The following is a 21286-nucleotide window of genomic DNA, read 5'->3' on the forward strand; positions in this document are numbered from 1 at the left end:
ATAGCGCATCTTCGCATTTTCTACTCTCAGCCTTTAGCCACCATGACAACATTCCGTATCGCTCCCAGCATCCTGTCCGCCGACTTTGCCCGCCTCGGCGAGGAAGTGCGCAACGTCGTTACCGCCGGCGCCGACATCATCCACTTCGACGTGATGGATAACCATTATGTGCCGAACCTGACCATCGGCCCGCTGGTGTGCGAAGCGATCCGCCCGCACGTGCAAGTACCGATCGACGTCCACCTGATGGTCAAGCCTGTCGATCGCATTATCCCGGATTTCGCCAAGGCTGGCGCGAACATCATCACCTTTCACCCGGAAGCGTCGGATCACGTCGACCGTTCCTTGCAGCTGATCCGCGACAATGGCTGCAAATCGGGCCTGGTCTTTAACCCGGGCACGCCGCTGCACTACCTGGAACACGTGATGGACAAGATCGACATCATCCTGATCATGTCGGTCAACCCGGGCTTCGGCGGCCAGTCCTTCATCCCGCAAGCGCTGAAGAAAATCGCCGAAGCGCGCCGCATGATCGACGAATCGGGCCGTGACATCATGCTGGAAGTCGATGGCGGCATCAAGATCGACAACATCGCCGCCGCCGCAGCAGCAGGCGCCGACACCTTCGTCGCCGGCTCGGCCATCTTCGGCAAGCCGGACTACAAGGCCGTCATCGACGCCATGCGCGCCGAGCTGGCATCCGTCAAGGGCGCCTGATGCAAGCGGGCACGGTGAAAGACCACGTACTGGCCGGCGTGCGCGCCGCCATCATCGACCTCGATGGCACGATGCTCGACACCGTGCCCGATTTTCATGTCGCCATCAACGGCATGCGCGCCGAACTGGATCTGGCACCCATCAGCGCCGAGGCCATCAAGCTGATGGTGGGCAAAGGCTCGGAAAACCTGATCCGCACCGTGCTGGCCCTCGACTTCGATGCGGCCGGCGTGGAACAGCGTTTCGAGCAGGCGATGGAGGGCTATCAGCGCCACTACCTGGCCATCAACGGCCAGTTCAGCACCCTGTACCCGGACGTGGAAGCGGGACTGGCGGCGATGAAGGTGGCGGGCCTGCGCCTGGCCTGCGTCACCAACAAGCCGATCGCCTTTGCCCTGCCCCTGCTGAAACTGAAAAACCTCGACCAGTATTTCGAGATCGTCTACGGCGGCGATTCGCTGCCGAAGAAAAAACCGCACCCGATGCCGCTGCTGCAAGTGTGCGCGGACTTCGACCTGCCGCCCGCCAAAGTGGTGGCCATCGGCGACTCCTCGAATGACGCGCAAGCGGCCAGGGCTGCGGCTTGCCCCGTATTGACGGTACCGTATGGCTACAATCACGGACACTCTATACACGATACCGATTCCGATGGTATAGTAAAGACACTGCTCGAAGCAGCACGTTTTATTGGCATGCAAAACTAAGCGGCATACTGACCAAACCCAACACCATATCGTGAACACGTTTCTCATCAAAAAACACAATGTCACCCAAACCGGCTCGATTGAGGCCTGGCTTTGGCGACGCTGGCAATCCTGGCAGGCTTAAGGGCCGAGCCGTTACGATTGCTGCCGGCTGCACACGCGTCCTTTGCGCCTCTTGCGCAAGTTCCATGTACCGGCAAGTTTTTTGATAACCCACCGCAGGGTTTGTGCACTATGCACACTCATACCCTGACGGCATGGAGAGAAACATGACCGAACTCGAATTCAAATCGCTGGGCCAGCAAGGCTACAACCGCATCCCCCTGATCGCGGAAGCGTTCGCCGACCTGGAAACCCCGCTCACCCTGTACCTGAAACTGGCACAGGCCCAACACGGCGGCAAGAACACCTTCCTGCTCGAATCCGTCGTCGGCGGCGAACGCTTCGGCCGCTACTCCTTCATCGGCTTGCCCGCCACGACCGTGTTGCGCAGCTACGGCAAACGCACCGAAATCGTCAAGAACGGCAGCGTGATCGAAGAACACGAAGGCAATCCGCTCGACTTCATCGAACAATTCCAGTCGCGCTTCAAGGTCGCCCTGCGCCCCGGCATGCCGCGCTTCTGCGGCGGCCTGGCCGGCTACTTCGGCTACGACACCGTGCGCCACATCGAGAAAAAGCTGGCCGGCGGCGCGCCGAAAGATGACTTGAAGCTGCCCGACATCCAGCTGATGGTGACGGAAGAACTGGCCGTCATCGACAATCTGTCCGGCAAGCTGTACCTGATCGTCTACGCCGACACGGCGCAGCCCGAATCGTTTTCGAAAGCACAGCAGCGCCTGAAGGACTTGCGCATGATGCTGCGCCGCGGCGTCGATGCGCCCGTCACCAGCGCGTCCGTGCGCACGGAAACCATCCGCGATTTTTCCAAGGAAGACTACCTGAAGGCGGTCGCCAAGGCGCATGAATACGTGATGGCGGGCGACCTGATGCAGGTGCAGATCGGCCAGCGCATCCGCAAGCCGTATGTCGATTCGCCGCTGACCCTGTACCGCGCCTTGCGTTCGCTCAATCCATCGCCGTATATGTACTTCTATAATTTCGGCGACATGCAGATCATCGGCGCCTCGCCGGAAATCCTGGTGCGCAATGAGAAGACGGCGGACGGCGGCAAGAAAGTCACCTTGCGTCCGATTGCCGGCACGCGTCCGCGCGGCGCCACGCCCGAGCGCGACGCCGAGCTGTCGGCCGAGCTGCTGGCCGATCCGAAAGAGATCGCCGAGCACGTGATGCTGATCGACCTGGCGCGCAACGACATCGGCCGCATCGCGGAAACGGGCAGCGTGCAAGTCACCGACCGCATGGTCATCGAAAAGTATTCGCATGTGCAGCACATCGTCTCGAACGTGGAAGGCACCCTCAAGGAGGGCCTGTCGAACCTGGACGTGCTGCGCGCGACCTTCCCCGCCGGCACCCTGACGGGCGCGCCGAAAGTGCGCGCCATGGAAGTGATCGACGAACTGGAAATCACCAAGCGCGGCATCTACGGCGGCGCCTGCGGCTACCTGTCGTTTGGCGGCGAAATGGACGTGGCGATCGCCATCCGCACGGGCGTGGTCAAGGACGGCATGCTGTATGTGCAGGCCGCGGCCGGCATCGTGGCCGACTCCATCCCCGAAATGGAATGGCAGGAAACTGAAAACAAGGCGCGCGCCGTACTGCGTGCCGCCGAACAAGTGCAAGATGGCCTGGATGGAGGGTTTTAAGATGCTGCTAATGATCGACAACTACGACTCCTTCACCTACAACATCGTGCAGTATTTCGGCGAGCTGGGTGAAGACGTGCGGGTCTACCGCAACGATGAAATCACGATCGAACAAATCGAGACGCTGAACCCGGACCGCATCTGCATCTCACCCGGCCCGAAAGCGCCGGCACAGGCGGGCATTTCGGTGGACGTGCTCAAGCACTTCGCCGGCAAGAAGCCGATATTGGGCGTATGCCTGGGCCACCAGGCCATCGGCGAAGCGTTTGGGGGCAAGGTCATCCGCGCCAAGCAAGTCATGCATGGCAAGACTTCCCTCATCGCGCATACGGGCGTGGGCGTTTTCAAAGGCATGCCCAGCCCCTTCACAGTGATCCGCTACCACTCTTTGGCGATCGAACGCGCCTCGCTGCCTTCCTGTCTGGAAGTGACGGCGTGGACGGACGACGGCGAAATCATGGGCGTGCGCCACCGGGAATACGATATCGAGGGCGTGCAATTCCACCCTGAATCGATCCTCTCGGAGCACGGCCACGCCCTGCTGAAGAATTTCCTCGAGCGCTGATTCCATGCGCACGCCACGGCGTGCCATCAGTGTCCTCCTGCGCCATCATTGAAGAAGGAAGCATCATGCCGATCACCCCACAAGAAGCCCTGCTGCGCTGCATCGAACACCGCGAAATCTTTCACGACGAAATGCTGTACCTGTTCCGCCAGATCATGTCCGGCGAAATGTCGCCCACCATGATCGCGGCCCTCACCATGGGCTTGCGCGTGAAAAAGGAAACCATCGGCGAAATCGCCGCCGCCGCGCAAGTGATGCGCGAGTTTTCCACCAAGGTGCCCATGGCCGACACCACCAACCTGCTCGACATCGTCGGCACGGGCGGCGACGGCGCGCACACGTTCAATATTTCCACCGCCTCGATGTTCGTGGCGGCGGCGGCGGGCGCCCGCGTGGCCAAGCATGGCGGGCGCAGCGTGTCGTCCTCGTCCGGCAGCGCCGACGTACTCGATTCCTTGGGCGTCAACATCAACCTGCAGCCCGAGCAGATCGCCCAGTCGATCGCGCAAACGGGCATCGGCTTCATGTACGCGCCGAACCACCACGCGGCCATGAAGCATGCGGCGCCCGTGCGCAAGGAGCTGGGCGTGCGCACGATCTTCAATATCCTCGGTCCCCTGACCAATCCCGCCGGCGCGCCGAACATCCTGATGGGCGTGTTCCACGCCGACCTGGTCGGCATCCAGGTGCGTGTGCTGCAGCGCCTGGGCGCACAGCATGCGATCGTCGTGTATGGCCGCGACAATATGGATGAAGTGTCGCTGGGCGCGGCCACCATGGTGGGCGAATTGATCAACGGCGAGATCCGCGAATATGAAATCCATCCCGAAGACTTCGGCATGTCGATGATCGCCAGCCGCAATCTGAAGGTGGCCGATTCCATCGAATCGAAAGCGAAGATGATGGAAGCGCTGCGCGGCGAGCCTGGTGCCGCCGCCGACATCGTGGCCCTGAATGCGGGCACGGCGTTGTACGCGGCCGGCGTGGCCAGCTCGATCGAAGACGGCCTGGCGCGTGCGCGCACCGCCGTCAGTTCGGGCGCCGCGCTGGCGAAACTCGACCAGTTCGTGCGCGTGACGCAGCAGCTGGGTACCCCGCCGCAAGCGTAAGCCCTCCGCCCTCCTTGATAGAATAGCAACCATCATGTCCGACATACTCGATAAAATCCTGGCCGTAAAAGCCGATGAAGTGGCCAAGGCCAAAGCCCGCCGCAGCCTGGCCAGCCTGCGCGGCGACGTGGAAAGCGACAGCGCCCTGCGTGCCGGCCTGCGCGGCTTTGAAGCCAGCCTGCGCCAGCACATCGCCGCCGGCAAGCCCGGCATCATCGCCGAAGTCAAAAAGGCGTCACCGTCGAAAGGCGTGATCCGCGCCGACTTCCGTCCGGCAGACATCGCCGCCAGCTATGCGGCGCATGGCGCGGCCTGCCTGTCCGTGCTGACGGACGAACAGTTCTTCCAGGGATCCGTCGATTATCTGCAGCAGGCACGCGCCGCCTGCGCCATTCCCGTGCTGCGCAAGGATTTCATGGTCGACATGTACCAAATCTATGAAGCGCGCGCCATGGGCGCCGACTGCATCCTCCTGATCGTCGCGGCGCTCGACCATGGCCTGATGGCCGAGATGGAAGCGTGCGCCCACGAACTGGGCATGGGCGTGCTGATCGAAAGCCACGACGGCGAAGAACTGACGGCGGCATTGAAACTCAAGAGTGCGCTGATCGGCATCAATAACCGCAACCTGCGCACGTTCGAAACGTCGCTCGACACGACCATCAATCTCTTGCCGCGCATCCCGCAAGACAAATTGATCATCACGGAATCGGGCATCCACAGCACGGCCGACGTGCAACGCATGCGCGATGCGCACATCCACAGCTTCCTCGTGGGCGAAGCGTTCATGCGCGCGCCAGACCCCGGCGTGGAGCTGGAACGCCTGTTCAGTTAAACCATGGTAGTCTGGCAGACATGAGACACGCGATCATCATCCTTGCCACTGCTGCCCTGCTGTCGGCTTGCCAGACTGCGCCCCCGCCAACGGCGCCCACGCACACGCCCACGCCCACGCCCCCTCGCACGCCGGCCGCGATACAGCTCGCCGCCAGCATCGATGCCTACAAGGCGCTGGTGGCGCAGCAGATCATGGCGGCCAACGCAGAATACACGTTCAGCGGGCGCCTGCCGCCCATGCTGCCGGCCATCGTCGTGCTCGACCTGAGCGTGGGTCCCGATGGCGAACTGAAAAGCGTGCACGTGCACCGTTCGCGCGACAGCGAAGCATCGGCCGCCGCGCTGGCCGCCGTGCGGCGCGTGCAGGTCTTCTTTCCGCCGGCCGCACACCTGATGCGCCGCCACGCCCGCACCTTCGATTTTTCCGAAACTTTCCTCTTCAACGAGCAGTACCGGTTCCAGCTGCGGACATTGTCCGGTCCTCAATAAACGCACAAGCATCGAGTTCGATGCGGTCTCGTCCACGCTCCTTGGCCAGGTACAGGGCCGCATCGGCGCGCGACAGCAACTGTTCCAGCCCTTCCACCACCGATGCCTGGCAAGCGACGCCGATGCTGACCGTACACGGTGGCAGCCCCGCATGACTGGGCTCGCGCAGCAAGGCGCGGATGCGTTCGGCCACGCCCAGCGCGTTATGCACCGGCATATCCGGCATCAGCACGACGAACTCCTCGCCGCCGAAACGCGCCACGCAATCCGATTCGCGCAGGGCGCCTTTGATAACGGCGGCCACATGCGCCAATACCTGGTCGCCCACCGCGTGACCGTAACGGTCATTGATCAATTTGAAGTAATCGAGGTCGATGCTGAGCAATGTCAGCGGCAAACGGCGGCGCCGCAGATTGCCGATTTCGCGCGCATAGGCGTCGCCAAAGCCGCGCCGGTTCAGCACCTGCGTGAGCGGATCGTGGGTCGAGCGGCGCTCCAGTATCTGCTGCAGACGCCGCGTCGCCACCGTCATGAAGCCCACCGTCAGCAGCAGCGCCATGAAATTGGCAACCGCCAGATAGATGCCGGCCGGCGTGCCGGCCACCGTCAGGTTCACGCTGGCGCCGCCATGCAGCAAGGCCGACACGCCGCGCGCCAGCACCACGACGGCTTGCAGCAGCATCAGCGCGCCAAAGAAAAAACTCGAGAAATGGCGTTCGCCATGACGCCACACCAGTTGCACCTGCCGCGCATAAAACAGGAAGACCAGCAGGGAGAAGAGCGCCACGCGCGCCGAGAAATCGGGGTGCGCCAGCAACCACCAGCAATTGCCGGCGATGGCCAGGACAAGTATCAGCAGATAGGCGCGGCGGCTGGGCGCCAGGCCAAAGAATTTCTCCGTGCCCAGCATCGACAGGCCGATGCCGGCCACCAGCGCCGCATTGGCCGCGATTATGGACAATGCCTGCGGCAGCACCTCGCGGGTGCCGAACAGCAAGGACGCGCATACCAGCAGCAGCAAACCGGCCGCCCAATGTCCGAGGCCATGCACCTCGCGCCGGAAACTGCGGTACACCGAGAACATGACGACGCTCATCGCCCCGCACATCAGGGTCGTCATCAGCATAATCGTTCGAGGATCGAGGGTTTGCACGTTGGGCGCGGTCGAAAAGAATCAGTTCGGCAATTTTAGTTTAGTTAAAGAAAAATTAGTTCATTTGCAGTAAATATGATGGCAATACGCCAATTTCAGGGGAGGCGTCACATTGAGACATTGCTGCCTGAAATAGAAAACCGGCCAGTGAGGCCGGTTTTCTGTCTTACTGCATGACAAACAGCATCATGCCGCGCTAGGACGCTTCGGCCCCGTGGCTTTCTTTGTCGCCGGCAGCAGGGCCAAGCTGACACCGGGCACGCGGTCGCCCTGCAGAACGGCGGCAAACGTCATCAACTCGTCGCGGCGGAAGGCGTGCACCGTCACTTTGGCACCGACGGCATAGCGGCCCAGCAAGGTGTCGAGGTTCGCCGGGTTGCCCGTCACGCGCAAGCCATCGACGGCCACCAGCACGTCGCCCGCCGACAGGCCCGCCACGTGGGCGGCGCCGCCCTGGTGCACCTGCGCCAATCTGGCGTCATTGCCGTCGCGGCCCAGGTTGACGTCCAGGCTGGCTTTTTCCGCCTTGCGCGCGTCGCTGTATTTCACGCCGAACGGCGCCAGCAGGCGCGCCAGCGGCACGTCGTCCGTGCCGCGGATGTAGCGCTCGAAGAACGGTTTCATGCGCGTGCCTGAAACCTCGTCGAACAGGGCTTCGACTTCGGCCGGCGTCACGCCGCGCGCTTTACCCTTGTAGAAATCACGGCCATAGCGCTGCCACAGCGCCTGCATCACGTCGTCCAGCGATTTTGCGCCATTCGTCTTGGTGCGGATCGTCAGGTCGAAAGCCAGCGCGATCAGCGAACCCTTGGTGTAGTAGCTGACGATGGCGTTCGGCGCGTTTTCATCCTGGCGGTAGTACTTGCCCCAGGCGTCGAAGCTGGAGTCGGCCACGCTTTGCTTGGTGCGGCCGCTGCCGCGCAGGACGCTGTTGACGGTCTTGCCCAGCAATTTGAAATAGGCCGCCTCGTCGATCAGGCCAGCGCGCACCAGCATCAGGTCGTCGTAATAGCTGGTAAAGCCTTCGAACAGCCACAGCAGCGGCGAATAGCTTTCCGCCTGCAGGTTGTACGGCGCAAAGGCGGCCGGCTTGATGCGCTTGACGTTCCAGGTGTGGAAGTACTCGTGGCTGCACAGGCCCAGGAATTTCAGGTAGCCGTCGCCGATTTCCGTGCTATTGGAGGCCGTCGTCGGCAGGTCGGCGCGCGCGCAGATCAGCGCCGTCGAGGCGCGGTGTTCGAGACCGCCGTAACCGTCGCCGACGGCCATGGTCATGAACACATAGCGGTCCATCGGCGCTTTTTTTGTCTTCGGCTCGAAAAAGGCGATCTGCGTTTCGCAGATGGCTTTCAGGTCGCGGCACAAACGCGGCAAGTCCAGGTTCGGCACCTTGCCCGTGACGACGATATCGTGCGGCACGCCATATGCGGTGAAGGTGGCCAGCGCGAAGTCGCCCATTTCCACCGGGTGGTCGATCAGTTCATCGTAGTTGGCCGCCTGGTAGCTGCCGAAGCCATAGCGCTTGGCCTTCAGTTCCGGCAGGGTAGTGGCCACGCGCCAGGTCTTGCAGGCGGCATCCTTGGGCTGCACGATATGCACTTCATGGGCATCGGATTCCTGGCCCAGCACGCGCAAAAACACGCTGGTGCCGTTGAAGAAGCCGTGATTCTGGTCCAGGTGGGCGGCGCGCACGGACAGGTCCCAGGCATAGACGTCGTATTCGACCGTCAATGGGCCCTTGCACGGGGCGGCTTGCCACGAATGTTTGTCCAGTTTGGTCAGCGCCACGGCCTTGCCCTCGGACTCGGCGCGGATGCTGACGATGTTGCGCGAAAATTCGCGGATCATGTAGCTGCCCGGGATCCAGGCCGGCAAGGACAGGACCTGGCCGATGGCGGCTGGCAACTTGACGGTCAACGTCACCTTGAACATGTGGCCAGCCAGATCAGCGGCGGCGATGCTGTAGATGATGCCGGCGGTCGGCGTGGTTTTCACTGCGATTTTCACTGCGGTTTTCGCCGCGGCTTTGCTTGTGGCTTTGCCGCTTGCCTTGGCTCCCGCCTTGGCGGTGATTTTTTGAATCGGTGCTTTCTTCATGTTTTCCTCGTGTCTGGCATGGATGTTCTACAATCGCCCGGGCGCGCCAGGCACCGGCGACAAATCGTCAGGGGTATCAATATCGCGCAAGATGCCGCCGTCGTCCACTGTCACTTCGCACACGGCATGGCTGTTGACGATGCTGCGCGCGCCCTGGTCGCCATCGAGCGCCAGCAGAAGCGGCAAGTGAAAGGCGCTGAATGCGACAGGATTGCCGCGCCGTCCCTGGAACACGGGCACGGCGATGTGCGCACCATCGCCGACGGCTTGCGACAAGGCGGCGATTGTAGCCGCTTCCACGAAAGGCATGTCGCCCAGGGCGATCAGCCAGCCCGGCGCGCCCCGCACGTGATCGATGGCGCAGGTCAGCGACGCGGCCATGCCCGTATCGGCGTCATGGCAGACGCGCACCTCGCAGCCCAGCGCACCGAGCACGCGCGCCACCTGCGTATCGTCGGCGCGCACCACGGCCAGCACGCGCGGCAGGGCCGCCAGCATGTTCCTGGCCGCTGCCACTACCACGGGCAAGCCCGCATGCGGGCCTTCGGCCAGCGGCTGCAATAATTTGTTCTGTACGCCGGAAGGGTCGAACCTGCGTCCCCTTCCGGCTGCCAGCAAGATGCCGACCGTACTCAAAAAGCCGCTGCCGTCATGCGGCCGCCAGGTCGAACGGCAGCTTGCGCAGGCGCTTGCCCGTCAGGGCGAACAGCGCGTTGGCGAAGGCGGGCGCCAGCGGCGGCACGCCCGGTTCGCCCATGCCCGTCGGCGCATCGCCCGACGGCACCAGGTGCACCTCGATCACAGGCATGTCGGGCATGCGCGGCACGGGGTAGTCGCCGAAGTTCTGCTGCTCCACCGCGCCATCCTTGAGCGTGATGGCCGCGCCGGGGATGGTCATGCCCAGCGCCATCAGCGCAGCGCCCTGCACTTGCGCCTCGATCGTCAAGGGGTTGACGGCCAGGTTGCAATGCACGCCCGCCCACACCTGGTGCAGCTTGGGCGCCCCCTCCACCACGGACGCTGTCACCACGTAGGCGACGACGGAATTGAACGACTCGTGCATGGCCACACCCCAGGCCTGCCCTTTCGGCAGCTTCTTCTTGCCATAGCCGGACTTGGCCACGGCAAGGTCCAGCGCGGCGATGTGGCGTGTGTGCCTGGCGTCGATCAGCTGCTTGCGGTAGGCGACGGGGTCCATCTTCGCCGCGTGCGCCGCCTCGTCGATCAGCGTTTCCATGACGAAGGCCGTATGCGTCGAGCCGACGGAGCGCCACCACAGCACGGGCACGTTCGCCTTGGCCGTATGCACGGACAGCTTCATCGGCAAGGTGTACGGCTCGCCCATGCCTTCGACCATGGTGCCGTCGACGCCATTTTTCACCATGAACGCTTCGAACGGCGTGCCGGCCATGATGGACTGGCCCACGATGGTGTGGTCCCAGGCGAGTATCTTGCCCTTGGCGTCGAGGCCGATCTGCGCGCGGTGCACATGCGACGGCCGGTAGTAGCCGCCCTTGATGTCATCCTCGCGGCTCCACATCAGCTTTAATGGACCGCTCTTGCCCGCAGCCCGGTACGCCTTGGCGACGTTGACGGCTTCGACCACGTAGTCGGACGAGGGCACGGCGCGCCGGCCGAAGCCGCCGCCCGCCATCATCGTGTGCAGGGTCACCTGCTCGGGTTTCAGGCCGGAAGTAGCGGCAATCGCCGCCTGGTCGCCCGTCTGGAATTGCGAACCGACCCACATCGTGCATTTGTCGGCCTGCAGGTCGACCACGCAATTGAGCGGCTCCATCGGCGCGTGCGCCAGGTAGGGGAATTCGTAGACGGCTTCGATCTTCTTCGGCGCCTTGGCCAGTGCGGCGACGTCAAATGCGCGCGCCACCGTGCCCGGCGTCCTGGCCAGCGCCTTGAAGGCGGCCAGTTGCTGGTCGCTGCTGACCTTTTCCACGGCGCTGCTGTCCCACTCGATCACCAGCGCATCGCGTCCCTGCTTGGCGGGCCAGTAGCCGTCGGCGATGACGGCCACGCCGCTGCCGCCACGGTCGGTCTTCACTTCCAATACCTCCAGCACGCCCTTGATGGCTTTCGCCTTGCTGGCGTCGAATTTCGCCACCTTCGCGCCAAACACGGGCGGACGCGCCACCATGGCCACCTTCGCGCCGGGCGGTTTGAAGTCGATGCCGAATTGCTGTTTTCCCGTGGATTTGGCGGCCGCATCCAGGCGTTTCACGGGTTTGCCGATGATGGAAAATTCGCGCGGGTCCTTCAGTTTGACGGTGGCGGGCAAGGGCTGGCGCATGGCCGCGTCGGCAAACTCGCCATACGTCGCCTTTTGTCCCCCGGGGCCATACAGCACGCCCTTGGCGGCCCGTACCTGGTCGGGATTGACTTTCCACTGCGCGGCGGCGGCGCCCACCAGCATGGCGCGCGCCTTGGCGCCGATTTCGCGGTACTGCGTAAACGAATGGGCGATGCTGCCCGAGCCGCCCGTCATCTGCATGCCATAGGCGGCATCCTTGTACTGCTCGCCGGCCGGCGCCAGTGCGCCATGCACCAGGCTCCAGTCGGCGTCGAGTTCCTCGGCGATCAGCATGGGCAAGCTCGTTTGCACGCCCTGGCCGAATTCGAGCCGGTTCACCTGCACCGTGACCGTGTTATCGGGGGCGATGTGCAAAAAGGCGTTCGGCGCATACACGGGCTTGGCGGGAGCGGCATCGGCCGCCTGCGCCAGCTTGCCTGCGCCGGGCAGGAAAAATCCCAGCATCAAGCCGCCGCCGGCCACCGCGCCGGCCTTCATGAATCCACGCCGCGAGACGCCATCGGCCACCGGCGCCGATGCCAGCGCCGTGCCCAAGGTCACTGCGCCATGCTGCAATGCTTCCTGATTCAACCATTCGATACGCATGTCGCTCTCCTCAGGCCAGGGTCTTGGCCGCGTCCTTGATGGCTGCGCGGATCCGTTGATAGGTGCCGCAGCGGCAGATATTGCCGCTCATGGCGCCGTCGATGTCGGCATCGCTGGGCGACTTGTTGGTGCGCAGCAGCGCCGTCGCGCTCATCACCTGGCCGCTTTGACAGTAGCCGCATTGCGGCACGTCGTGGCGCACCCATGCCGCCTGCACGGCCTTGCCCACCTGGTCGTTTTCCATCGCTTCGATGGTGGTGATCTTTTGCGCGCCGACCGAGGAAATCGGCGTGATGCAGGAACGGATCGGCTGGCCGTCGAGGTGCACCGTGCAGGCGCCGCACAGGGCTGCGCCGCAACCGAACTTGGTGCCCGTCATGTTCAGGTTATCGCGCAGCGCCCACAGGATGGGCGTGGAAGGATCGGCGTCGACTTGCGTGTCGCGTCCGTTGATATTCAAGGTAATCATCTGCTGCTTCCCCTTTTTTGGATTGTTATGGCGTCTACGAACTACACTTGATGATACGACAGCGGAAAAAAACGCAAAAAAAAGCGCGCCTTGCGAGGGCGCGCCGTCCAGCCTTCCTGGCGACAGCCCGGATTACTTAATGGTCGAGAATTTCTGTTCCAGCGTCTTCGCATCGACCGCGCCCGGAATGCGGCTGCCGTCGGCAAAGAAGATGGCTGGCGTGCCCGAGACGCGCAATTGCTGGCCCAGGGCGAGGATTTTTTCGTGCGGGTTGGCGCAAGTGGCGGCGACCGTGGCTGGCGCCTTGCCGTTCAACATCCAGTCATCCCAGGCCTTGTTGCGGTCCGGCGCGCACCAGACATTGCGCGACTTGACGATGGAGTCCGGCGACAGGATGTTGTACATGAAGGTGTAGACGGTGACGTTGTCGATTTCCTTCAGCGCGTTCTGGCGGAAGCGCTTGCAGTAGCCGCAGTTCGGATCTTCGAACACGGCGATCACGCGCTTGCCGTTGCCCTTGACGGTTTTCATGGCCGAATCGAGCGGCAGGTCCGAGAACTTGATGCGGTTGACTTCGTCCAGGCGCACCTTGGTCAGGTCTTGCGACGTCTTGGCGTCGAAGACGTGGCCGACGAACAGGTATTGCGCGGATTTGTCCGTGTACAGGATGTCGCCGCCCGTGCGCACTTCGTACAGGCCGCCGTACGGGGTTTCCTTGACCGAGTCCACCTTGGCGCCTTCGCCCAGGCGCGGCTCGATCAGCTTTTTGATGCTCGCTTCCGTCGGCGTTTCCGCGCCGGCGCACGACATCATCAGGCCCGAGGCCATCAGCAAGGCGATTTTGCTCATGCTTCTGTTCATTGTTATCACTATCACTTCTCCACTTGAAACGCCCGGCGGGACTGGCCTCTGGACCGGCGTCGTTATCTCTTCGACAAAACGATCGCCGCAGACCAGCTGCGGCGACCTTGAATTTTCACTAGTACCATTATCCGGCGATATCTTAAGATACGCTGATATTTACGGATGTCCCAATGCGTGCGAGATCATTTTTCGCTTCAGCGCAGGTAATTTATCCAGCAAGTTTAATCCCAAATTGCGAACCACGCGCAACGGCTCCAGATCGGCGCCGAATAACCGCGCCAGGCCGTCGGTCGCCAGCTGCATCAGCAGCACGTCTTCCTTGCGCGCGCGGGCATAGCGGGCCAGCACGCGCTCGTCGCCAATGCCGCGGTGCGCTTCGCGTTCGCCGATCGTCTTGACCAGCTGCGCCACGTCGGCAAAGCCCAGGTTCATGCCGTGGCCGGCCATCGGGTGCACCACGTGGGCGGCGTCGCCCACCAGGGCCACGCGCGGCGCCACCATGGCGTGCGGGCGCATCAGGGTCAGCGGGAACGCGCGCACCAGTTCCGGCTGCAGCGGCGTGAGTTTACCCAGTTTGTCGTGGCAATACGCGGCCAGGCGCGCAGCCAGGGCGTCGGCCGATTCGGCCATCAAGGTATCGGCCAGCGCATCGGGCGCCGACCAGACCAGCGAAACGCGGTCGCCCGGCAGCGGCAGCAGCGCGACGATGCCTTCGCTGCCCGTAAACCACTGGTGGGCCGCGCCATGGTGCGGTTTTTCGCAGGCGAAGTTGCTGACCACGCCGCGCTGGCCGTAGGAGCGGTAATCGAGACCGATGTCGCACTGGCCGCGCACCCACGATTGAGCGCCGTCAGCGCCCACCACCAGCGCGCAGGTGATGGTGTCGCCGCCGTCGAGGTGCACGATGGCCGAGTCGTTCGTCCATTCCAGGCGGCTGGCGCGGCCCTGCAGCACGCTGACGTTCGGCGCGAATTTCAGGGCGGCGTCCAGCGCCTGGCCCAGGTTGCGGTCTTCGACGATCCACGCCAGGGCGCCCACATGGGCGCCGTAGGCGTCGAAACCGAGTCCGCCCGCCTGCGCGCCGTCGCCGTTGACCAGCATGGCATCGACGGGCGCCACCCTGTCGCCCTCCAGCGCGCCCCATACCTTCAGCGACGACAGCAGCTGGTGCGCAGTATGATTGAGCGCATACACGCGCACATCCCAGCTGGCTTCGACCGGCCTGGCGGTGGGTGCCGGAGGGTTCGCCGGGGATAACAGCGTGACGCTTTGTCCTGCCTGGGCAAACGCCAGCGCCGTGGTTTTCGCGATGGCGCCATTGCCGACGATGCAAACGTCGCTGTGGCTGTGCATGAAGCGCCGCATGGTGGGGGGAGTGGGACTGTTCATGCGGTCATTATAGCGTTTGCCGCCCCCGTTTCAGCTAGTCAGGAAGTACAGAACGCATGCCCCAGGTCAAGCGGCGCCATGAAACACGGGCAGCACGTATTCGCCGATCTCCTGCATCGTCTCGGCCAGCGGGCGCCGGTTCTGCCGCAGCTGCAGGCCAATATGCCGCACGCCGGCCGCGCGCATGGCGTGCAGCTCGGCGATCAGGCCATCGCGCCCCGTACGCCCGCCGAAGCGGAAGCGCTGCAGCGGCAAGGTCGGATCGTCATCCAGGTCCAGGTGGATGAAGCTGACATACGGCTTGTCGTCCCCGGCCACGGCGCGCCATTGGGCGGAACGCCGGGCATGGTCTTCCGGCGTGCCCGGATAGGCGAGCCAGCCGTCCATCTGCGCGCCTATCCAGGCCGGCGACTGCTGCGCCAGCCCCGCCACCAGCAGCGGCAACGGTGCGGCCGGCTTGGGCAGCAGGCGGATGCCGGGCGGCAGGCGTATATCTCCCCAGTCGCGCAGCATGGCCACCTGCTCGCGAAAAGCCTCACCGCGCTGCGCGAAATCGCGGCCGAAGACGGGATACTCGACGGGCCGGTCGCCGCTGGCCACGCCCAGCAGCAAACGCCCGCCGCTCAACTGGTCGACGCTGGCCGCCGCTTTTAAAGTCAGCACCGGTTCGCGCAGCGGCAGCACCACGGCGGCCGTGCCCAGCAAGATGCTCTCGGTGATGCCGGCCAGGTAGCCCAGATACGTAAATACCTCGAAGACCTGGGCCGCGTCGCCGAACGACGGATCGTACAGGGGCACGTCGCGCAGCCACAGCGCCCGGAAACCCAGGCGGTCGGCCAGCTTTGCCAGCGCCGCATGCTGTTGCAGGTCCGGCTCGCCCGGCACGCGGCCGCAGGCCGCATGCGCCTGGCGCCCCGTGGACGACCAGTCATTGTCGAGCGGCAGTTCCAGGCCGATACTGAAACCGCCCTGTCCCAGCTTTGTCATGGCGCCCATCTCAATCCCACTGCGGCGCCAGGCCGTCCGGGTTGGCCAGGCGCTCGCCCCGTTCCAGGATGGCCATCTGCGCCATCTCGTCCGGCGACAGGGTGATGCGCCGGAAATGCAGGTTCGCTTCCAGGTTGGCGCGCTTCGTCGACGACGGAATCACGGCAAAGCCCTGCTGCAGCGACCAGCTCAAGGCTACTTGCGCCGGCGTCACGCCGTGTCTGGCTGCAATCGCCATGATGACCGGATCGACGACCACCTTACCGTACGCGAGCGGCATGTAGGCCGTGATGTGGATGCCCTGGCTGCGAGCGAACTCGATGACCTTGCGGTTTTGCAGGAAGGGGTGGATCTCGACCTGCTGCGTGGCGATTTCCGCCGCGCCCACCGTATCGATGGCTTGCCGCAGCTGCGCATTCGTGAAATTCGATACGCCGATGGCCTTGGTCAGCCCTTGCGCCTTGGCCTGCGCCAGCGCCGCCATGTACTCGGCCACGGGAATCGCGTCCTGCGGCGACGGCCAGTGGATCAGCGTCAAATCCAGCTGCTCCAGCTGCAGCTTGTGCAGGCTGTCTTTTAAACTGGGAATCAGCTTGTCGCGCTGCAGATTGTCGATCCAGATCTTGGTGGTGACGAACAACTCGTCGCGCGCAACGGTGCTGGCCGCGATCGCCTGACCCACGTCGGCTTCATTGCCGTAGATTTGCGCCGTGTCGATATGGCGGTAGCCGACGTCGAGGCCCGTGGTGACGGAATCGATGACGACCTGCCCCTGCAGGCGGAAGGTGCCCAGACCGATTTCAGGGATGGCGGTGTGTTGGGTAGTGGCGTGCATGCGGTAATCCTCTCAAGTCAGTAACGATGGCCACACTATGCGCCCATCCTTTGTTGAGAAAAATACCGTTTATATCAAATCATATTTGACCCCTGCGCAAGTAACGGAGTGTAAATCCTGGAAATGCAGGAAAAGTCGCAGCTGACTCTTGCATTCCCGTTTTGGTCTGCTATAATTCGCCACCTTGGCCTGGTAGCTCAGTCGGTAGAGCAGAGGATTGAAAATCCTTGTGTCGGTGGTTCGATTCCGCCCCGGGCCACCAAGAATTCGTTTCACGTTCAAAAACGCCACCTTCGGGTGGCGTTTTTGTTTGTAGTCCACATAAAAATGGGCCGTTTCCGGCCCGCAGTTACGCCAGTCCGGCACCGTCGGCACCGGGCAATCACCCTCTTACCACATCAAATCATCGGGAATCTGGAACGCCGCGTACGGATCATCCTCGTCCACTTGCGTGCTGGCCTGCTTCACGCGCACGACGATGGCGGGGTCGCGTTCGGCGATCTTGTCGGCGATGATGCGCGGCACCAGCTCCACGGCGCCGCCCAGGCAGACGATCACCAAACGGCCCGCCACCAGGTGGGCTTGCACGGCGGCCGTCACGTAGATGCGCTCGATCTTGTTGTTGAACGTGAAGTTATACGGCACGTCGCCGTTGTTACCCTTGCTCTGGCGGTTCTTTTGCACCATTTGCGCGATCTGCGCCACGATGGCTTTCTGGTTGGCGGCCGCATCGCGCTGGGCGTTCAGTTCGCGCGCGCGTTCCGCGTTCTTGCGCTGGGTCTCAAGCGCGGCCAGGCGCACCTCGTCGACGCTTTGCGTGCCGCTCTTGCGCTCGTCCTTTTTCTGCTTGCTCTTGTCCTGGTTGGCCAATTTGACCTTCTTCTTGTCGACCAGGCCGGCCTTTAAAAACTGCTCTTGCAACGAGACCATAACTACTCCGTATTGAGGGTGCGCCGGCCAAGGCAGCGGCATCGGCCGGTGGAAAGACGCTAGCATAGCAAAAAACGGCACACCCGCCGCCGCAGAATGGCCGCCCAGGCCAGCTCCGCGCCGGTGCGGCACTGCGCTTGCAGGCGTCCGTAACAAAAAGACACACTCGAGTGGAAATTTTGTTGATAAATGTCATATAGTTAGTTACGTTCTGCATATCGGCAGTTTCCAGCCGGTTGCATGCCCCCTTCCATCGTTTGCGTCTAAAGGATTTGCCATGAAACAATTAATCGCCCTCTGCATCGCTGCCGCGTTTGCCAGCACCGCCTTTGCCGCCGCACCGGAAGCGGCACCCGTCGCCAAGACGGCGCAACAGTCGAAAATGACCACCTGCAATGCGGATGCCGCCGGCAAGAAAGGCGATGAGCGCAAAACCTTCATGAAGGAATGCCTGAGCGCCAAGCCGGCGCCGGCCATGACGCAGCAAAACAAGATGAAGGCATGCAATGTCGACGCCAAGGACATGAAGGGCGACGCGCGCAAGGCTTTCATGAAAGAATGTCTGAGCGCACCGAAGAAATAGGCGCCGCTTCGAAGCGCCCGTGTGCGCTTCACCCCACAGCGCCAGCCGACAGGCTGGCTTTTTTTTGCTCCCACCATTTGGAGTTCCCCCTTGCCCTATCGCCTGTCCCCTTTCTCTGCCAGCAGCCTGCTGGCCTCCGCCTGCCTCGCCACCCTCCTGGTCGGCTGTCACACGGTCACGTCGGCTCCCATTTCGGCACCGGCCGTGCGCGTGCCGGCCAGCATGCCGGCCGGCTGCGCGCCGCCAGCCTGGCCCGCGGGCGAGAAACGGCGCGGTGCCCAGGGCCGGGTGACCTTGCACTTCACGGTGCAGGCAGACGGCAAGGTCAGCGAAGCGGCAGTCATCCGCTCCAGTGGCTATCCCGCCCTCGACGAGGCGGCCCGCGATGCGCTGGCCAAGTGCGTCTTCCAGCCCGAAACGCTGGACGGAAAGCCCGTCGCCAGCAAGGTGATCATGCCCTACCAATGGAGCAATGAATGAGGCGGCAACGCTGAACGCCGGCAATCATGACCAATGATCAAGATGACAAGAGGATTGATAGCGCGTAATATTTACTCAGCAGTAATGCACGGCGCGGCGGCAGCTTACCCCAGGGGAAGGATGGCAGCGTGGCGATATCGAGCGATCTCGCGCACTGGCGCGGCCTGGTCTTTACCCGCCTGTTGCAGGTGGTGCTGCTGCTTGGCATCGTCACGGCCATTCCCAGCGCGCTGCTGGCCGCGAGCGAGGCGATCTGGTCCATCGTCGTCCTCGACTTGCTGGCCATCGGCTGGATCGGTCTCATCTGGCACCTGCGCGCCATGCCCTACCGCTGGCGCGTGTGGCAATTCCTCATCGTCGCCTATCTGGTGGGCGTAGGCCTGCTGCTGAAAATCGGTCCCGTCAGCCAGATTTACATGATGCTCATGCCCGTGCTGGCGGCACTGCTGCTGGGCATGCGGCCAGCCTTGTCGACCCTGGTCCTGACCACGCTGACCATCTTTTTCCTCGGCCTGCATCCCGACGTCGCCCTGCGCCTGCCGGGCACGCCCGACTCTCCCGTGCTGCGCGCGCTGATCGTGGCCCTGAACTTCCTGTTTATCGCCGCCGTGCTGACCCTGTCCTGCGCCTTTCTGCTGCGCCACCTGGAAGACAGCAGCCAGGCCTTGTCGCAGCTGAACGCCGAGCTGCGCCTGACGGCCACGGCGCTGGCCCGTCTGAACGACATGGTGATGATCGCCGAAGTGCTGGACGGCCCGCCCGACCCCGGCGCCGGGACGGTATCGGCCACGCGCATCATCTTCGTCAATGACGCCTTCGAACGCAGCAGCGGCTATGCGCGCGCCGAGGTGCTGGGCCGCAGCCTGCTGTTCCAGCAAGGCCCCGCCACCGATGCGGACGAACTGGCGCGCATCGCCGCCGCCATGGCCCGTGCCCAGCCGGCCAGGGCGGAATTGCTGAACTACAACAAGGCGGGCAAGGCGTACTGGGTCGAAGCGGAACTGGTGCCCTTCACGGATGCGGAAGGCAGGCAGACGCACTGGGTGGCCGTCGAGCGGGAAATCGACGAGCGCAAGAAATCGGAAGCGGACATCCACCGCCTGGCCTTCTACGACGTGCTGACGGGCTTGCCCAACCGGCGCCTGCTGATGGACCGCATCGGCCACCTGCTGGCCGCCGCGCCGCGCAACCAGACCATCAGCGCACTGATGTTCATCGACCTCGATCACTTCAAGCACATCAACGACGCGCGCGGCCACGCCACAGGCGACGCGCTGCTGCGCCTGGCGGGCGAACGGCTGGCGCAGCTGATGCGCAAGGCCGACACGGTGGCGCGCATCGGCGGCGACGAATTCGTCGTGCTGCTGGCGCACCTGGCCGATGACCTGGACAGCGCCGCCCGCGCGGCGGCACAGGTGGCCGAGAAAATCCGCGCCGCCATCGCGCGCGACTTCGAGATCGGCGCGCAGTCCTATCATTGCAGCGCCAGCATCGGCGTGACCCTGCTGCCGAAAGCGGGCCAGCAGGCGCACGACCTGCTGCGCGAAGCGGACATCGCCATGTACCGCGCCAAGGCGGAAGGACGCAACGGCATCGCCTTCTTTGAAGCGGCCATGCAGGCGGGCGTGGAGCGCCGCCTGACCCTGGAACGGGCGCTGGCGCGCGCCCTCGACCTGGGGCAATTGTGCATGCACGTGCAGCCGCAGGTCGACCGCCACGGCCGGGTTTCGGGCGCCGAATTGCTGATGCGCTGGTCGCAGGCGGACGGCAGCCATATCGCGCCGGATATCTTCATTCCGATTGCCGAGGAATCTGGGCTGATCGTCAAGCTCGGGCACTGGGCCCTGCGCGAAGCGTGCCGCGCCGCCAGGGTGCTGGCGCAAGCTGGTCAGCCCATCCCCCTGTCCGTCAACGTCAGTCCGGCGCAGTTTCGCCAGCCCGATTTCGCCGCCCGCGTGCAGGCGGCGCTGGCCGAACACGGCACGCTGGCCGGCGCCCTGATCCTGGAATTGACGGAAGGCTTGCTGATCGACCAGCGCGACGCCTCGCTGGCGCGCATGCGCGAACTGGCGGACCTGGGCATCCGCTTTTCCATCGACGATTTCGGCACCGGCTATTCCAGCCTTTCCTACCTGACCTCGATGCCGCTGTACGAACTGAAAATCGACAAGCGCTTCATCGACGACACGCCGCGCGATGCGCGCGACACGGCCATCGTGCAGGCGATCCTGGCCATGGCGCGCCACCTGGGCTTGCGCGTCGTGGCCGAAGGCGTGGAAACGCAGGAGCAGGCCGACTTCCTCGTCGCCCACGATTGCGACGGCTTGCAAGGCTTCCTGTATGCGCGGCCGATGCCGCTTGACGACTTTCCCGGCTGGCTGGCCCGGCATCAAGCTTAGCTTTC

At 63.6% G+C, this 21286-nt stretch carries 20 protein-coding genes and 1 tRNA gene; 11 read left to right on the top strand and 10 right to left on the bottom strand.

The annotated features are described in order from the left end of the window. The first annotated feature begins 42 nt into the window (after positions 1 to 42). From rpe to OX462_RS24990, 7 genes are all read left to right on the top strand, one after another. Positions 43 to 717 (top strand): ribulose-phosphate 3-epimerase, encoded by a 675-nt coding sequence (rpe, locus tag OX462_RS24960; protein ID WP_070223781.1) that lies wholly within the window; start codon positions 43 to 45, stop codon positions 715 to 717. Then, on the top strand, positions 717 to 1421 hold the full coding sequence (locus tag OX462_RS24965; RefSeq protein WP_409027293.1) for a phosphoglycolate phosphatase: 705 nt from the start codon (positions 717 to 719) through the stop codon (positions 1419 to 1421). Before rpe ends, OX462_RS24965 begins: the two co-directional genes overlap by 1 nt. Positions 1422 to 1690: 269 nt before the next feature. Further along, entirely contained in the window at positions 1691 to 3187 is a 1497-nt protein-coding gene (gene trpE / locus OX462_RS24970) for an anthranilate synthase component I (protein ID WP_070312617.1), read from the top strand. A gap of 1 nt (position 3188) precedes the next feature. Next, positions 3189 to 3752 (top strand): aminodeoxychorismate/anthranilate synthase component II, encoded by a 564-nt coding sequence (locus tag OX462_RS24975; RefSeq protein ID WP_099411734.1) that lies wholly within the window; start codon positions 3189 to 3191, stop codon positions 3750 to 3752. A 65-nt stretch (positions 3753 to 3817) separates the two neighbouring features. Continuing rightward, positions 3818 to 4861 (top strand): anthranilate phosphoribosyltransferase, encoded by a 1044-nt coding sequence (trpD, locus tag OX462_RS24980; RefSeq protein WP_070223787.1) that lies wholly within the window; start codon positions 3818 to 3820, stop codon positions 4859 to 4861. Positions 4862 to 4895: 34 nt separating this feature from the next. Beyond that, positions 4896 to 5696 (top strand): indole-3-glycerol phosphate synthase TrpC, encoded by an 801-nt coding sequence (gene trpC / locus OX462_RS24985; protein WP_070223789.1) that lies wholly within the window; start codon positions 4896 to 4898, stop codon positions 5694 to 5696. A 20-nt stretch (positions 5697 to 5716) separates the two neighbouring features. Continuing rightward, positions 5717 to 6187 carry an energy transducer TonB gene (locus OX462_RS24990; protein WP_409027294.1) on the top strand — a complete coding sequence of 157 codons (471 nt, stop codon included), beginning with the start codon at positions 5717 to 5719 and terminating at the stop codon, positions 6185 to 6187. Here OX462_RS24990 and OX462_RS24995 read toward each other — a convergent pair. The 9 genes from OX462_RS24995 to dkgB form a co-directional block, all read right to left on the bottom strand. Then, positions 6138 to 7307 carry a GGDEF domain-containing protein gene (locus tag OX462_RS24995; RefSeq protein WP_409027295.1) on the bottom strand — a complete coding sequence of 390 codons (1170 nt, stop codon included), beginning with the start codon at positions 7305 to 7307 and terminating at the stop codon, positions 6138 to 6140. The two genes, OX462_RS24990 and OX462_RS24995, sit on opposite strands and share 50 nt — an antisense overlap. A 219-nt stretch (positions 7308 to 7526) precedes the next feature. After that, positions 7527 to 9347, bottom strand: coding sequence for a M61 family metallopeptidase (locus OX462_RS25000; protein ID WP_409027296.1), 1821 nt, complete (start codon positions 9345 to 9347; stop codon positions 7527 to 7529). A gap of 117 nt (positions 9348 to 9464) precedes the next feature. After that, positions 9465 to 10073, bottom strand: a complete 609-nt coding sequence (locus tag OX462_RS25005; protein WP_409027297.1) for a nucleotidyltransferase family protein — start codon at positions 10071 to 10073, stop codon at positions 9465 to 9467. A gap of 13 nt (positions 10074 to 10086) precedes the next feature. Next, positions 10087 to 12345: a xanthine dehydrogenase family protein molybdopterin-binding subunit gene (locus OX462_RS25010; RefSeq protein WP_409027298.1), complete on the bottom strand. Its 2259-nt coding sequence runs from the start codon at positions 12343 to 12345 to the stop codon at positions 10087 to 10089. Between the two features lie 10 nt (positions 12346 to 12355). Then, positions 12356 to 12814 (bottom strand): (2Fe-2S)-binding protein, encoded by a 459-nt coding sequence (locus OX462_RS25015; protein WP_070292451.1) that lies wholly within the window; start codon positions 12812 to 12814, stop codon positions 12356 to 12358. A 132-nt stretch (positions 12815 to 12946) separates the two neighbouring features. Further along, a complete protein-coding gene (locus OX462_RS25020; protein ID WP_257218242.1) occupies positions 12947 to 13663 on the bottom strand; it encodes a DsbC family protein in 717 nt (238 codons plus the stop codon). 171 nt (positions 13664 to 13834) lie between these two features. Continuing rightward, complete coding sequence (locus OX462_RS25025) at positions 13835 to 15067, bottom strand: FAD-dependent monooxygenase (RefSeq protein WP_257218241.1); 1233 nt, start codon at positions 15065 to 15067, stop codon at positions 13835 to 13837. Between the two features lie 66 nt (positions 15068 to 15133). Beyond that, complete coding sequence (locus OX462_RS25030) at positions 15134 to 16054, bottom strand: LLM class oxidoreductase (RefSeq protein WP_409027299.1); 921 nt, start codon at positions 16052 to 16054, stop codon at positions 15134 to 15136. 10 nt (positions 16055 to 16064) lie between these two features. Beyond that, positions 16065 to 16889, bottom strand: a complete 825-nt coding sequence (gene dkgB / locus OX462_RS25035; protein ID WP_409027300.1) for a 2,5-didehydrogluconate reductase DkgB — start codon at positions 16887 to 16889, stop codon at positions 16065 to 16067. Positions 16890 to 17075: 186 nt separating this feature from the next. Between dkgB and OX462_RS25040 the strand changes: the two genes are divergently transcribed. After that, positions 17076 to 17151: transfer RNA gene (locus OX462_RS25040), tRNA-Phe, on the top strand. Between the two features lie 128 nt (positions 17152 to 17279). On the opposite strand, the gene OX462_RS25045 is transcribed toward OX462_RS25040, so the two are convergent. Further along, positions 17280 to 17819 (bottom strand): DUF2058 domain-containing protein, encoded by a 540-nt coding sequence (locus OX462_RS25045; RefSeq protein WP_070223805.1) that lies wholly within the window; start codon positions 17817 to 17819, stop codon positions 17280 to 17282. Between the two features lie 277 nt (positions 17820 to 18096). Between OX462_RS25045 and OX462_RS25050 the strand changes: the two genes are divergently transcribed. From OX462_RS25050 to OX462_RS25060, 3 genes are all read left to right on the top strand, one after another. Further along, positions 18097 to 18402: a PsiF family protein gene (locus tag OX462_RS25050; RefSeq protein ID WP_046682222.1), complete on the top strand. Its 306-nt coding sequence runs from the start codon at positions 18097 to 18099 to the stop codon at positions 18400 to 18402. Positions 18403 to 18492: 90 nt separating this feature from the next. Further along, positions 18493 to 18882, top strand: coding sequence for an energy transducer TonB (locus OX462_RS25055; RefSeq protein WP_083287464.1), 390 nt, complete (start codon positions 18493 to 18495; stop codon positions 18880 to 18882). A 128-nt stretch (positions 18883 to 19010) separates the two neighbouring features. Next, positions 19011 to 21281 (top strand): putative bifunctional diguanylate cyclase/phosphodiesterase, encoded by a 2271-nt coding sequence (locus OX462_RS25060; RefSeq protein ID WP_409027301.1) that lies wholly within the window; start codon positions 19011 to 19013, stop codon positions 21279 to 21281. Positions 21282 to 21286: the final 5 nt, after the last annotated feature.

The sequence above is a fragment of the Janthinobacterium aestuarii genome, assembly GCF_046113285.1.
Taxonomy (GTDB): domain Bacteria; phylum Pseudomonadota; class Gammaproteobacteria; order Burkholderiales; family Burkholderiaceae_D; genus Janthinobacterium.

Bases quoted from the DNA above. Each gene is read 5' to 3' on its own strand.
- rpe (WP_070223781.1), top strand. From the start codon at position 43: ATGACAACATTCCGTATCGCTCCCAGCATCCTGTCCGCCGACTTTGCC.
- dkgB (WP_409027300.1), bottom strand. From the start codon at position 16,889: ATGCACGCCACTACCCAACACACCGCCATCCCTGAAATCGGTCTGGGC.
- OX462_RS24990 (WP_409027294.1), top strand. From the start codon at position 5,717: ATGAGACACGCGATCATCATCCTTGCCACTGCTGCCCTGCTGTCGGCT.
- OX462_RS25030 (WP_409027299.1), bottom strand. From the start codon at position 16,054: ATGACAAAGCTGGGACAGGGCGGTTTCAGTATCGGCCTGGAACTGCCG.
- OX462_RS24975 (WP_099411734.1), top strand. From the start codon at position 3,189: ATGCTGCTAATGATCGACAACTACGACTCCTTCACCTACAACATCGTG.
- OX462_RS25015 (WP_070292451.1), bottom strand. From the start codon at position 12,814: ATGATTACCTTGAATATCAACGGACGCGACACGCAAGTCGACGCCGAT.
- OX462_RS25025 (WP_257218241.1), bottom strand. From the start codon at position 15,067: ATGAACAGTCCCACTCCCCCCACCATGCGGCGCTTCATGCACAGCCAC.
- trpE (WP_070312617.1), top strand. From the start codon at position 1,691: ATGACCGAACTCGAATTCAAATCGCTGGGCCAGCAAGGCTACAACCGC.
- OX462_RS25010 (WP_409027298.1), bottom strand. From the start codon at position 12,345: ATGCGTATCGAATGGTTGAATCAGGAAGCATTGCAGCATGGCGCAGTG.
- OX462_RS25020 (WP_257218242.1), bottom strand. From the start codon at position 13,663: ATGAGCAAAATCGCCTTGCTGATGGCCTCGGGCCTGATGATGTCGTGC.
- trpC (WP_070223789.1), top strand. From the start codon at position 4,896: ATGTCCGACATACTCGATAAAATCCTGGCCGTAAAAGCCGATGAAGTG.
- OX462_RS24995 (WP_409027295.1), bottom strand. From the start codon at position 7,307: ATGACGACCCTGATGTGCGGGGCGATGAGCGTCGTCATGTTCTCGGTG.
- trpD (WP_070223787.1), top strand. From the start codon at position 3,818: ATGCCGATCACCCCACAAGAAGCCCTGCTGCGCTGCATCGAACACCGC.
- OX462_RS25050 (WP_046682222.1), top strand. From the start codon at position 18,097: ATGAAACAATTAATCGCCCTCTGCATCGCTGCCGCGTTTGCCAGCACC.
- OX462_RS25045 (WP_070223805.1), bottom strand. From the start codon at position 17,819: ATGGTCTCGTTGCAAGAGCAGTTTTTAAAGGCCGGCCTGGTCGACAAG.
- OX462_RS24965 (WP_409027293.1), top strand. From the start codon at position 717: ATGCAAGCGGGCACGGTGAAAGACCACGTACTGGCCGGCGTGCGCGCC.